Source organism: Psychrobacter sp. ANT_H56B, assembly GCF_008369245.1.
Taxonomy (GTDB): Bacteria; Pseudomonadota; Gammaproteobacteria; order Pseudomonadales; family Moraxellaceae; genus Psychrobacter; species Psychrobacter cryohalolentis.
This window is the reverse complement of record NZ_VOBF01000001.1, coordinates 349,418-363,368: the sequence shown is the minus strand read 5'-3', so window position 1 is coordinate 363,368 and position 13,951 is coordinate 349,418. Positions and strand designations below refer to the sequence as shown.

Here is a 13,951-nt window from a genome sequence, read left to right as displayed (position 1 = left end):
TGTTGGTTATCAATGACTATAAGAAAATCGATAGATAGGGCCTGAGTAGACGTAGAGCGATGACTAAGAAATCTATCTAAGACAGCGGGTTTGATTACTCATAAAAATAATTTGATACGCAAATTGGACGTTTAGATAAGCGCCATCCGCTTTATTGAACAAATATAGGGTATCATCACCATTTATAAAAAGTATTTTGTTTTATCTTGAGTATTAGAAAGAGTTTGGTTATGAAGAAAGCTATTTTAGGCATGATGTTATCTGTCTTTACCCTATCATCTCACGCAGTGGTCACGGTCACTGATAATCCATTTTATAGCGATGTTGAATTAGATCATCCGTTGTTTGCTAAAGTTGCTGGTGGTTCACAATGCAAAGGCTTGCCTCGTGTTTGTACGCAAATGGTCAGCTGTGAACAAGCCAAACTAGCACTCAAATGCGGAAACACTAAGCTAGATCGTGATAAGGACGGTGTGCCATGCGAATCAATATGTCCAGGTGGTTAATTGCGATAGCGTCTATCGTGATTATAGGATGCAGTTCAGGTAATAAAGACGAGATGTATGGTTCAGGCTATATCGTAGTGAGTGAGCAGACATGGAGTAAAAATTACACGACTCCTTATCCGTTTACGGTGCCTGAGGGTGAGATTGGGTGTGCCTCGAATCCTGCTTTTGGTCGTGAAGTGTATTTTCATCCTAAGGGTTACACCGATGAGTCTTATATTGGCACACCGCTTAATAAATCAGCGGTAGATGGCTTAAAGCTAGGTCATTTGACTCCAAATGTGCCTTATAGTGTCAAAGAAGGGGCTGATCTTAATGAGGCCGTACAGATTGGGTTGAAGGTATGTTATGAGCAAGAGGATAGGCTTGAAAATTATTAAGTTCAATACCTTGGTTAAGACTTAAACCTCTGGTTGTGTGCTACTGATATAAACCGTTTCACCCGACTGAAATATTCGCAGTGTACTTCGTTGTGTACATACAGCAAGCTTTTTGATCATTATTTTTATTTATCGTGTGCGCTTTTATATGAATAAATCTGAACTTACCTGATGAGTAAAGTTCAGAGAAACAGATAGAATCGTTATTACGCCCTTACGCAGGGGGCGACAAACATAACACGCTGGAAATAGATTAATAGTAGATTAGAGTTTTAGTTCCCTAGTGAGGGCTTGAATAGCTGCTGTACGAACAACCGAGGTTTTTTACAGTAAGAACCAAACAGGAAAACTCGACTGTTCTAATAATATTAGATATAAATGGTTTTCTTGTTATTAGCTATATATAATAATTAGCTAAACATATTTTTACTCTCTAGGTGTGCTTTTTTGAAATATTTTAGAGGTTGAAGTAGTAACAGATAAAGGTAACTGGATGATAAATCCTTGAAGAAATACGCAGAGCTAAGCGAGCCAATCCCGTATTCTTTGGAAGTAAGGTAGCTGAACTTACACAGCGTTTAGAAAACTCAAAAAAATAACCTATGTTAGAGATGTTACCAATATGAAAAAACTAATCCTGCTGCCACTATTATTTACCTGTGCTTCAGCTTGGGCTGTCCCAAATATATGGGATAGTGAGTTTGGTCAAGGAAATATGAATTACTATATTTATGATGCTAAAGATAGACTTCTTAGAATTAGTTGTAATAGTGGTGCAGGGTTAGATTACGATCCTTATGTGACACTAGAGATTGGTAATAAGACATACCAAAATACGGACTCTAAATACCCACTGTCTCTTCTTCTTGATAATAAAACAGCAATATCGCCACCTGGTTCAACAGGATCGGTACGTGGCAGCAATTCTTGGAATAAGCTTGTAAAGGGAATATCTAAAGCGCGAAGGATCGATGTTTATCTTAATAATAAGAAATTGACAACGTTTACGCCTCCTAAACCAAATATTGATGAAGTGGCCATAGAGATAGCAGACTGTAGCATCTAGATCAAAGTATTTATCTACTTAACTCCCACACTGTGTTCGTTACGCTCAATATTATGTGTGAGAAATACCCCTTTTAAAGGCGTATTGGATATTGACAAAAAAAGATATGCTAAAGCTTAAGTAATGATGTCTGTATCTTTAGATCGGTGCGCTGTAGAGGCATTGAACTATAGTCTATATATCTATTATTTAAAGTATTTTTGCGCATATCATGCAAACTTAAATAACTTTATTAACAATTTTTTGTTTGGACGGTTACTAACCTATTTAATTGGAAATTATTATGAGTGTATTGAATAAAATATTTTTTGGTTTGGCTTTAACATCTATGTCTATAGTCTCTGCGAATGCTTATTCTGCTAAAGCCTACCAAATTGATGGTCAAGAGTATAAAATAGTTACAGTTTTTGAGGATTCAACTGGTGACGGTAGGTCTACTGTTTGGGAGTCTATTTTCAATGAAGTTATTTCATATAATAAGAAAACGAAAAGACCCGAAATAGTGGATATTAGTGTGCAGACACATGGCTTAGATGATAGATGGAATTATGCAGTACGGATTAATTGCGCTAATCCAACCCAGTCATATGTTTATCCGTACGGTGATTTTAAAAATAAAATTAGTTTCAAACGAGCTATGGCACTCGATTATGGCCATCTCTTGCATATAGAAAGAAAAGCTGTCAAGGGTATATTTTCGACTTACTGCTAATTGTAGGCATTGGGTATACGCCAGCGGAACTGCAATGGCAAATAAATGTGAGACACAAAAAATACTAGCTCGGTTGAAGCTAGTATTTTTATTTGCTCTTTATAGATAAAGTTGTTTCTCAATCATTAGGTAATAATTCCATAATCTTATTTCTTGATAGCAATGCATATATTTTGTGTTCTAGTTAACAGTAGCACTATTATTAAGGGTATTATCGTAGAAATACGACAATGTATTAATGCAAGTTAATTTATTGTTAGGTCAATTAGGCTATAGGTTTAAGCGCGTCAAAGGCTCTATAAAAAACCAAAAAATATGCTGAATCTTATCTTTTCTAGCTATCTTATTACAGCTAAAAACAATCTTTTAATATATAAATTGAAGAGCGAATATGACTATTATCTGGCTTGGTAGTTAGAAACACAAAGGTCTTCGAGAGAGAGTTACGCTGAAGAAGATGTATAAGTAAACTTGGTAAACTAACGACTTGATGAGGAATTGACCATGACTAAGAAAAAGCAAAGCTATAACACAGAATTCGGGATGGTCTCTCCCGGGGCGGTCTAGCTCTCTCTTGTCACTCGATAAACAGTAGCTACCCCAACACCAACCGCCTTAGCTATTTCCTCTTTTGTCATATTGGATTGACTGTCTAATTCTCTAATACGATTGTGTTTCGTTGTATTAGGCTTCTTACCAGTGGGCTTATAGCCACTATTAGCCAATCCTTGCTTAATACGCTCTCTACGCTTGTCATTATCAAGCTTTGCCATCGTTGCCAATAAATCGATCAGCATATGGTTAATCACTGTTAGTATCTCACCTGTCATGCCATTACTTACCGTATGTGTCGTTGGTAGATCAGCCACCACCAATCGTAAACCCTTATCTTTGATACGCTGCTTTAGAATCGAAAAATCATCTTGAGATAATCGGCTTAATCTATCCACGCTTTCGACCAGCAAAATATCGCCTTGCTCAGCGTCCTTTAGCAGCTTGGCTAATACTGGTCTATCGAGCTTTGTACCACTAAAATGCTCAACGTACTCAACATGATTATCATCATAGCTTTGGCTAAAGCTAATCAAGTCAGATAAGGCTCTCTTAGCGTCTTGGTCCTTAGTGCTGGCTCTCACATAAATACGAACGGTCATAACTCCACCTATATTATTTAGACTTAATAATTAATGCTCATTGATAATAGCAAGATATTACTATCATTTAATAATATAAAAAAGTCTAATGATAGATAGATTATCATTTAAAGGTTTTATGTTTTAGGTATAGGCTAATGATAGGAAAAAAGCACAGCAACCAGTCCTATAATTCAAACGTCTGTTATAGATGGTTCCATATTAACAGTCTGCTTTAAGTAGTCTGTTAATATGCTTGAAAGGTGAAACAGCTGGTTCCCTTAGGGTCTGCCTTATTTTTATTACGTGATTAAGCTAATTTAGCTATCTCTTCTCGCTTCTGTTATACATAGATACTTTAGTGATAACATTTTTAGAAGGTAAAATTAGAGTCTTTCAATGTTATTAAGAACGTTTTTGGAGTCTGGCTTGATAGTACACGCTCATCATAACAGGTGTTTTTTTAACAGGTCTAATAATTATTTTTTTATTATGTAGAGCTATCAATAGTTTCTTATTATGCTGATTGTTATCAAATTTTGTCATATTAATTTCATTTAATTCGTTGAATGGTGCTCCCATTAATGGCAGCAATTCAACGATCTCGTCATTATCTAAGTAATTTACCTGTACTAAGCATAAATGTTGAATACCTTCTGCTGTCGCATTAGTTTTGATACTCTCGTATAGTTTGTTAGGCAACTTATTATCATCAAAGATATTGATAACTTTTGCATAGAGATCGCGTGAAGCGGTAGGAATTTCGTCAGCATGTTCTTCTATAAATAATTGCTTTTGGGGCTTGTTAATCTTATCTGAATCAATGATTGTTATATAGTCAGATGCTTGGAGATTTTCAATTAATTTTTCACTAGTTATTGAGGTAACATGATTTTCAATGTAAGCTTCACGCACTTCATTATTATCACAAGCAATAATATGATTCCAATTCTCATTAGTTAAGCTTAATTTTTGATTATGTATCAATGTTAAAATCTTGTTTTTATTCAATAAAGTAAAATCAATGTTATCCCAAACTTCATTTAGTACCTTTATAACCCTCTCATATGAAATATCGTTTAATAATTCACATTGTATTAACTCAATTTCTATCTTTGTACCGAGTCCTTCCTGTCCTGATAAGTAATTTCTGTATTCTTCTCGTTGGCTACCTAAAGGCTCACTATTCGTATTGATAAATAAAACCAAACTGTCAAATAATTTATCTCCATTACGTTTAAAACCCTCAAAAACATTACCCCAATTGGGATGTGCCACATTATATTTGAATAGTTCATCATGTAGAAAATTATCAATTTTTGTTATATCAGTAATTTTTGTTGTAGTCCTTGATAAGAGTTTCTCTTTATTTTCATAAGTTAATTCTTCTACATTCAACACTTTTATCATGACTTCTTCGCTTTCAGCAAACTGTTTTCCAGCAGCCAAATTCATAATAAATAAACAGGTGTAGTCGTTTATATAACACCAAAAATTGCTAATTAAATAATTTATATTAGATTGACAAATTATTGTTAGGGGTGCAGTTTCTAGACTGTGTTCAACATCTTCCATTGAAAGTGGTAGGTTACCTACTAAGCAATCTTTAATCATATCAAGATTAATAGAAAATAAATTTTGCTCACCAAGCCAATTAAACAACTCTATATCTGTTGCATCTACATGTGTAAACAATGGTTCGATAGCCAAAGTGAATTGCTGGAAGCCCTCTTTATTATTTGATAGACAAGCCATTACAAAGCTGATGTAATCAGCCCTTTTTAATAAGAACTCTCTCAGTTTTTTGGTTAAATGAGCTGAGGTGTCTAAAGAAACTCCTATATGCTTGATAATTTTTGAGTAGTTATCTATCGTTTGTTCGTCATCAATTTCACCCAAAATTTCGTCAAATACGCTATCATCATATTGAGCTAATTTGGGTATAAGAATATGTAAGAAATCAATATTTTCACTAAATAAAATAGTTAAAAAGTCGATCGAGACATCTGATTTATCACAAATTTTCTGTATTATATTTTTTTTATGATTCTCAAAAATGTTAACTTCTATTAAATATCTCAACATATCGATATTCAAAACGCTAGAGGTAATCATTTCATCTTCTGATAAATAATTCATTAGTAATTCATTTTGATTTTTTAGTTCTAAATCAAAATTAGGTGTTTGACGAGCATTAACAATCATCGCATATTCTTTATCAGATTTAGATATCGATGATTCGAAAAATATGGATATATAGTCGGTATAGTTCTCGTTAATATAACCATTCACGATAAAAAATCTTAGTTGCTCAGACACATTTAGATCAAATTCGCTTTTCAATAAAGTTTCCATCGTTTGGTTTCGAGTAGACCCAAGCTCTTTCTTAAAAGTATTCTTCTGATTTCTTATAGTTAACAAACGATCTCTTTCTTTATTTCTTATAACTTCTGAGCGTTCGATGTAACCTAAGTTTGACCCTGTATACTCCTCAACATCCTGAAAGCAATAGCTACTATCTTGAATGTAATGACTATTGGAAGTTCGGTACTGTATTTTCTGGTTTCTTAATCTTCTTAGATTTAAAAATACTGCTTCATCATAATCATTGATAGATATCAAACTACCTTCAATACGAATATTTGCAACGTTAACATTATCTTTACGTAGTAGTTCGTTTAGAAACTTCGTATATATAGCGTTTAATTCATCAATAGAAGTTAGAATCTCGTTTTCAACATCTTCTTCTTTCTCCTGTAAAGCGTCGATTTTTTTTTCTAGCTCATCAGTTCTACTCTTTATTAAATCAGATTTAATCCTATTAAAAATATGATATATCTCTCCTTCATTAGCATTTAACTTTGCAAATTCATCTGGATAATAATTTTTATAGACCATCATGGCAAAGAGCTGGTTTTTATCCAAATAAAGTTCGCCTAAGTGATCTAAATAGTCTTGGTATTCATTGAGGATATTCTTGACTAGTCTCATATCATCAAAATATAAACAAGTCTTACGTAGAAATCTGTTATCGATATTTTCGACTACATTTCCATAATTTTTTTGAATTAAATCATAAGCATTGGTTGGGTTGATGATAGGGATTACAGGAATGATATATTCAAAAAACTTACTTCTCTCTGTATTTTTGAACATACTATCTTTAATCGCATAGATGAACACTATGCGATGATTACAAGATGCGTTGATCAAGGCATTCAATTCTCTCAGCCGTATAAATATCGTTGTATTATCAAATCTATCCAAATCTTCTATAATCACAACATTCTTTTTCGTCTCTTGAAAAAAATAGATAATCTCATCAATGTGATCATTAAGGATGGATTTATTCTCTTCATTCGTAATATTAAACTCAGCATCGTGTAACTTAAGTTTAATTTCCTTAAGGCTGATTGCATAGCCCAACAATTGGTAAAAAATGGTCAGAGAGGATAAAAAAAGTATTAATAATCCAGCTAAAGGGAGCATTTCCCAGTCTGGAATAAAGGTAAGAATTTTCTCATTTTCACTAAATACTATTAAATAGCTGATGAAGAGTGTCGTTATGAGAAAAAAAGTAGAGAATTGCGACTTTCTCGTAGTTTGCACTATACGTTTGAAACGAGATAAGGGGATAATAGCAGAGTCAACCGAATAAAATAATTGTTGCAGAATGCTACGCTCAATTAGTTGTAAATAATCAGAGTCTAAATCTTTGTTATTTTCTGTGTCAAATGTGGATAACGAAATATCAGCAAAACTCCATTGCTTTGTATAGTTTCTCTTGAAAGTATTGAGAATAGTGCTTTTTCCAGAGCCATAAATACCAGTTAATGCAATATTTTTTATATGCCTATCTTGTAATGCTGCTTTAAGTCGCTTTTCATAAAGTCTTTGACTTTCATTATCACTATCATCTCTAGGTGCAAGAGAATTGGTAAGGATGTGCTCGCTTGACTCAACATAATCTTTAAAAAAAATGCTCTTGATTAGACTAAACATCGTACTTCATCTCATTTGGTGGTTGAAAGAATGTCGAACAAAATCCACCTGCCGACATCAAAATCAATCTCTTTCTTAGAACGACTCGTTTTGATATCTATAAACTTGTCATATCTAGGATATAACAAGTTTACTCGTTTCAATTAATATATCTAGATAATAGCTAGTCCTCAAGTAAGCTTGCCTATCAAAAAACCTTCCCACCCACGCCTTTAAACTTCTCAACAAAGGCAGCAATTTTCTGCAAGACACTTTGCTTCTTGGTCAAGTATTGCGGATTGAGTGGGCTTAATTTAGGTAAGATAGCATTCAGCTCTGTGCCGTTCTCACTGGCATACTCACGCTTCAAAGAAGCAGCAATATAACGCTTAGCTGCATCTTCATTCAGGTTTTCAGCTGCAATCATATCTTTAACTTCACGCTGCTGTTCTACCTGAGCATAACTAAAGAAGGCATCGATAATACTAGATTTATCAGGGATGGTATCCAAGTTGGTTTGATTGATAAAATCGACTACTAGGCTCTCTTTGGCACGGTTGCCAAGACTTGCCCGAATCAAACGTCGTACTTCTTCAACCAAGGCAGATTTGTCCTTGGTATTTTTATTATGCTCAAAAATTAGCTCAAGGATATAATCGAGATTGATTTCTTGTGATTTGAGCAAGTCTATTTCAAAAACCACATCATCCCAATCAATCGAAGATTCATCTTGCTGCTCACCCGCTTTTTCACGACGTAGCCAATCACGTATGTCGTTATAGGTTGAACGGTAATCTTGTACCGTACGTTCAGCAGGCACTTGAATGGCTTGCATAGCGGCTAGGTCATCGTCGTTTAAGTAATGCTCATCTTTAAACGTCTCAACTGCCTCAGTATCGGTCACATCCAAGTCTTGCAGCGCCTTTAGGCTTGCAAACTCATCATAGTTTTGTAAGATGTTCTCGACACGCAAATACTCCCCGAACAACTTGGCAAAGTCTTTTTTGTCAGACTCTTTGACAATCTCATCAGGATTGGGGAAGCGTTGTTGCAGCTCTTTGACCACCTCCAAATAACCACGACGCGCTTTGCCTGTAGCGATATCGGTAAAGCCTTCTAAATATTCTTTATAGCTTTTCTCTAGCACCACGTTTTTGGTGTTTCTGTCGCCAAACAAGGTGATAGCATCAATGGTCGCTTTCTCTAAGTCCCGAAAGGTTACGATGTTGCCAAAGGTCTTGGTAGCATCATAGATACGGTTGGTACGTGAGAACGCTTGCATTAAGCCATGATAGCGCAGGTTCTTATCCACGAATAAGGTGTTCAAGGTAGGCGCATCAAAACCTGTCAAGAACATACCAACGACCACCAGTAAATCCACTTCTTGCTTGATGACACGCTCTGCAAGATCGCGGTAGTAGTTCTGGAAGGATTTGCTGTCTACGCCATAATTGGTTTTGAACATCGCGTTATAGTCGCCAATAGCACTGCTTAAAAACTCTTTGGCACTGCTGTTCATTGCAGTCGGCTCAAAACCTTCATCAGGGATATCCCCCAAAGCGTCTTGTTCTTCATTAGCGGCAAAAGAGAAGATGGTGGCGATCTTTAACGGTTTGTCGCTGTCCTTTTGCAAATAGTTCAAGGTTTCATAGTAAGCCTTGGCAGCGTCCACACTACTGACAGCAAACATGGCGTTAAAGCCTTTGCCCCCTGATTTTAAGCAATGGGTTTTCTGCCTATAGTGCTTTAACACATACTGCGATATCTCTTGAATACGATCAGGGTGCAATAACAGCTGCTTGTTCTCAGCTGTGGTCAGCTTGGTTTCATCCTGCTCGCTTTCAATGCCGCTAAACTGTGGGCGTACGTCGTTGTAATCAACTTTAAACTTCAATACCTTCTCATCACGAATGGCATCAGTAATGACGTAAGAATGCAGCTCATGACCAAACACGCTGGCGGTCGTCTCAGCCCCTAAAGCGTTCTCTGGGAAGATTGGCGTACCCGTAAACCCGAACTGATAGAACTTCTTAAACTTCTTTTTCAGGTTCTTTTGTGCTTCACCGAACTGGCTGCGGTGTGCCTCATCAAAAATAAACACTACCTGCTTATCATAGATGGGCAAGTGCCCCTCACCTTTGATGAGGTTATTAAGCTTTTGGATGGTGGTGACAACGATTTTATTGTCGTCTTTCTCAAGGTTAAGTTTTAGCCCTGCGGTACTGTCTGAACCGTTTACGCTCTCAGGGGAGAAGCGCTGATACTCCTTCATGGTTTGGTAATCAAGGTCTTTACGGTCCACCACAAAGAAAACTTTATCAATGAAAGGCAGCTCAGTCGCCAAACGAGCTGCTTTAAAGCTGGTTAAGGTCTTGCCTGAGCCAGTGGTGTGCCAAATAAAGCCGCCACTCTCAAGGGTGCTCCACTTCTTGGTTTGATAGGCACTGTTTATCTTCCACAGAATGCGTTCAGTAGCCGCGATCTGATAGGGACGCATCACCAATGAGGTATCACTCACATCAAAGACGGTGTAATGCATCAGCACGTTTAATAGGGTGCTTTTTTGGAAGAAGGTAGCTGTGAAGTCTTTTAAATCTTTGATTAAGGTGTTGTCTGATCTTGCCCAATTCATGGTGAAGTCAAAGCTGTTTCTATTGCGCTTGGTGGTGTTAGCAAAATAGCGTGTGTCTGTGCCATTTGAGATAACAAACAGCTGTATGTATTTATATAGGGAGTTATCGGAGTTAAAACTCTCTTTGCTATAACGATGCACTTGGTTAAAGGCTTCACGAATGGCAACGCCACGCTTTTTCAGCTCGACTTGCACCAATGGCAAGCCATTCACCAAAACAGTGACGTCATAACGATTTGCCTGTGTACCTGTTTGGGCAAACTGTTTGATCACCTGTACTTTATTGCGTGGGATGTTTTTCTTATCGAGTAGCGCGATATTTTGCAGCCGTCCATCGTCAAACGTAAAGTCATGGATATGATCGTCATGAATCTTACGGGCTTTATCAGTGCTATTATCGCTAGGGTTGTCGAGGTATTCCATCACAAAGCGTTGCCATTCGTCATCTGTGAACTGCACATCATTTAAGAGTTGCAGCTGCACACGCACGTTAGCCAACATGGTTTGTGGTGAGGTTAAACCAGCAACGAACTCATAGCCTTGGTTTTGTAGGTCTTTGAGCAATTCGCGCTCTAAATCGTCTTCGGTTTGATAGCCCCCATCAGGCTGATCACACTTGGTATATTTATTTAGGACGATAAAGTTATTGGATTCAGCGATTGTTTTGGTATGTTCAGTCATGGTCTGCTACCTCAGCTTTAGCAAAACTCAAAAGTAGCTCACGATAATACTCATACTGCTGCTGACGTAATGCAATCTCACGCGGCAAGCCTTCGGTGAATGAGGTGGTTAAGGCGTCGAACGTGCCTAGGGTGGTGACGATGCGTTCTTTTTCTTTAAGTGAAGGACTAGGTATTTTTATACTGTTTAAGTTCTTTTGATTAAGTTTTGGCTGTGCAGCGCCTGAAATATAAGGCGTTAGATCAATACTGTTTAGATAATATTCAACATATCTTCTTTCTGCATATGTTTCAAACTTGAGTACATGTGCGTGGTTATTCACCCAATTTTTACCACTAATACTGAATGCTATCGGTGTGTTTCTTGCTGTTAAATTTGCACCATCTTCAGAAACTAATAAGTAATCACCGTCAAAAATATAGTCTTTGACATAGTCCACGATCCCAGATGCTCCGTAGTAGGGAATGCTACCTGCATCTCTTAAACCACTAGTTATAGGCTTTCGCTTAGAATCAAGGTTTTCTGCAAGATCACCCAATGGCGTCCACTTAACTTCACCTTCTTCAAACGTTAATAATTGTTCACGATAGTAGTTGTATTGCTGCTTACGTGCTACAAGCTCTGCGGTAAGCTCTGTGTTAAGCTCTGTAAATGTGTCTAAAATTCGGACGATTTCGGCTTGGATATTGAGAGGTGGAATGGGTATTTGAAGTTTTTCAATATCATTTGCCTTTAAGTAACCTTGCCCAGAATTATTTTTGACTGAGTTGAAATGATTTTTTATACTCGGTGAATCGAAAAAATGGAGAAAATAGTCACTATTGATCAATTCTTCATTTAAGCGAATCAAATACATATTTTGACCATAGAAGTCTAAATCTGTTTTTTTTACTCGCGCAACCTCACCGATAGTGCCGATCATGCTTATTAAAATATCACCTGTAAGGATTGGTCTATTTCGAGATAAGTTCAAATAATCAGACTGAGAAATACGTTTCGTTTTTTCAAAATCTATATTTCCGCCACGAATATTTTTCGATGTAATGTATGGTATTTTTTCATTTTCATCAAATTTGGGTGTAGCTGGCATAATCCAAAATCTATCTTTAGTTAACGTAGCTAAATCTATCCACTCAACCTCAACCTTATCAAGCAGCTTATCCATATAACTTAACTCACTCATGCCTCAATCTCCGCAACGATGGTATCAATATCAGCACGGAGCTGGTCAATCTTAGCAACGGTAACTTTCAGCTCAGCATTGAGGGTCGTGATATCAATCACCTCACGCGTGTCTTCTGCTGCTACGTAGGCGCTAACTGACAGATTGTAGTCATTGGTAGCAATAGCACTGTTATCGACGCTCACAGCTAAGTATTCCGCATCTGTTTTGCTATCGAACAGATCCATCATCTGAGCAATATGCGCATCGGTAAGAATATTGGTATTGGTCTCCGCTTTAAATAACTTACTAGCATCGATAAACTGAGTGTTGCTATCCATTTTGTGTTTGGACAGCACTAAAATATTGACCGATATAGTGGTGCCAAAGAATAAATTGGGTGCAAGTGAGATAATGGTTTCTACATAGTTGTTATCTATCAGATACTGACGGATTTTTTTCTCAGCGCCGCCCCGATAGAAGATACCAGGGAAGCAGACTATTGCTGCACGCCCTTTGCTAGATAAGTAGTTCAGCGCATGGAGCACAAAAGCGAAGTCGGCTTTAGATTTAGGTGCAAGTACACCAGCGGGTGCAAAACGCTCGTCGTTAATCAGCGTTGGATCATCGCTACCAATCCATTTAACCGAATAAGGCGGGTTCGAGACAATGGCATCAAACGGCTTGTCATCACCAAAATGCGGATTTAGTAGCGTATTGCCCAGCACGATATTGAACTTGTCGTAATTGATGTTGTGCAAAAACATATTCATTCGCGCAAGGTTATACGTGGTGTGGTTGATCTCCTGACCAAAAAACCCTTCTTCGATAATATGGTTATCAAAATGCTTTTTGGCTTGCAGTAACAGTGAGCCAGAACCTGCTGCGGGGTCATATATCTTATTCACCGTTTCCTGCTTATGCATGGCAATTTGTGCAATCAGCTTAGAAACGCTTTGCGGAGTAAAAAACTCACCCCCTGATTTACCAGCATTGGCGGCATAGTTAGAGATCAGATACTCGTAGGCATCACCAAATAGATCGATTTGATTATCAGCGAACTGGTCTAGTTTAAGACCAGCCACCCCTTTTAGCACCGCTGACAAGCGTGTGTTCTTATCGGCAACGGTATTACCTAAACGATTACTAGTAGTGTCAAAATCAGCAAATAAGCCCTTTATATCAGGCTCAGAGGGGTAGCCATTGGCGGAACCTTCGATCGCTTTAAAGATAGCCGCTAAATCCGTATTCAGGTTTTCATTTCTGTGCGCATTGGCGGCAATATTGGCAAACAGCTGACTTGGATAAATAAAATAGCCTTTAGTCTTAATGGCATCGTCTTTAATATCATCATTAATCACATTATCAGGAAGTGCAGCATAATGAACGCTCTCATCACCTGCTTCGATATAACTGGAGAAGTTCTCACTGATAAATCGGTAAAACAAAGTACCCAATACATATTGCTTAAAGTCCCAGCCATCTACTGAACCACGAACCTCATTTGCAATTTGCCAAATTTGGCGGTGGAGTTCGGCACGCTGTTGGGTACTTGTCATGATAAAAATCCTATAAGAATAAAAGAGCGGCAAGGTAAAAAAGCTGTTAAAACAATATTTTGTTTACTGATCACAATCGGAACTGAATTGACTCGACATTACTCTGGTCAGTATGAATATTTAAAAGGGTAATTTAAAA

General features: G+C 37.2%; 9 protein-coding genes. 4 read left to right on the top strand and 5 right to left on the bottom strand.

Annotation, left to right across the window (positions count from 1 at the left end; translation table 11 throughout):
* Positions 1–230 precede the first annotated feature (230 nt).
* The 4 genes from FQ082_RS01420 to FQ082_RS01405 all read left to right on the top strand — a co-directional run bounded on the left by FQ082_RS01420 (position 231) and on the right by FQ082_RS01405 (position 2,664).
* Positions 231–506, top strand: a complete 276-nt coding sequence (locus tag FQ082_RS01420; RefSeq protein ID WP_223145328.1) for an excalibur calcium-binding domain-containing protein — start codon at positions 231–233, stop codon at positions 504–506.
* Complete coding sequence (locus tag FQ082_RS01415) at positions 491–886, top strand: hypothetical protein (RefSeq protein WP_149491763.1); 396 nt, start codon at positions 491–493, stop codon at positions 884–886. Before FQ082_RS01420 ends, FQ082_RS01415 begins: the two co-directional genes overlap by 16 nt.
* A 622-nt stretch (positions 887–1,508) precedes the next feature.
* On the top strand, positions 1,509–1,952 hold the full coding sequence (locus tag FQ082_RS01410) for a hypothetical protein (protein WP_149491762.1): 444 nt from the start codon (positions 1,509–1,511) through the stop codon (positions 1,950–1,952).
* Positions 1,953–2,235: 283 nt separating this feature from the next.
* Positions 2,236–2,664 (top strand): hypothetical protein, encoded by a 429-nt coding sequence (locus tag FQ082_RS01405; RefSeq protein ID WP_149491761.1) that lies wholly within the window; start codon positions 2,236–2,238, stop codon positions 2,662–2,664.
* Between the two features lie 563 nt (positions 2,665–3,227).
* On the opposite strand, the gene FQ082_RS01400 is transcribed toward FQ082_RS01405, so the two are convergent.
* The 5 genes from FQ082_RS01400 to FQ082_RS01380 all read right to left on the bottom strand — a co-directional run bounded on the left by FQ082_RS01400 (position 3,228) and on the right by FQ082_RS01380 (position 13,812).
* Positions 3,228–3,818, bottom strand: coding sequence for a recombinase family protein (locus FQ082_RS01400; protein WP_149491760.1), 591 nt, complete (start codon positions 3,816–3,818; stop codon positions 3,228–3,230).
* A 384-nt stretch (positions 3,819–4,202) separates the two neighbouring features.
* Positions 4,203–7,799: an AAA family ATPase gene (locus FQ082_RS01395; protein ID WP_149491759.1), complete on the bottom strand. Its 3,597-nt coding sequence runs from the start codon at positions 7,797–7,799 to the stop codon at positions 4,203–4,205.
* A gap of 187 nt (positions 7,800–7,986) precedes the next feature.
* The gene (locus FQ082_RS01390; protein ID WP_149491758.1) at positions 7,987–11,091 is read right to left on the bottom strand and encodes a type I restriction endonuclease subunit R; all 3,105 of its coding nucleotides are present in this window, start codon (positions 11,089–11,091) and stop codon (positions 7,987–7,989) included.
* Positions 11,084–12,274: a restriction endonuclease subunit S gene (locus tag FQ082_RS01385; RefSeq protein ID WP_149491757.1), complete on the bottom strand. Its 1,191-nt coding sequence runs from the start codon at positions 12,272–12,274 to the stop codon at positions 11,084–11,086. The genes FQ082_RS01390 and FQ082_RS01385 overlap by 8 nt, the downstream gene beginning before the upstream one ends.
* Complete coding sequence (locus FQ082_RS01380) at positions 12,271–13,812, bottom strand: type I restriction-modification system subunit M (protein WP_149491756.1); 1,542 nt, start codon at positions 13,810–13,812, stop codon at positions 12,271–12,273. The genes FQ082_RS01385 and FQ082_RS01380 overlap by 4 nt, the downstream gene beginning before the upstream one ends.
* Positions 13,813–13,951: the final 139 nt, after the last annotated feature.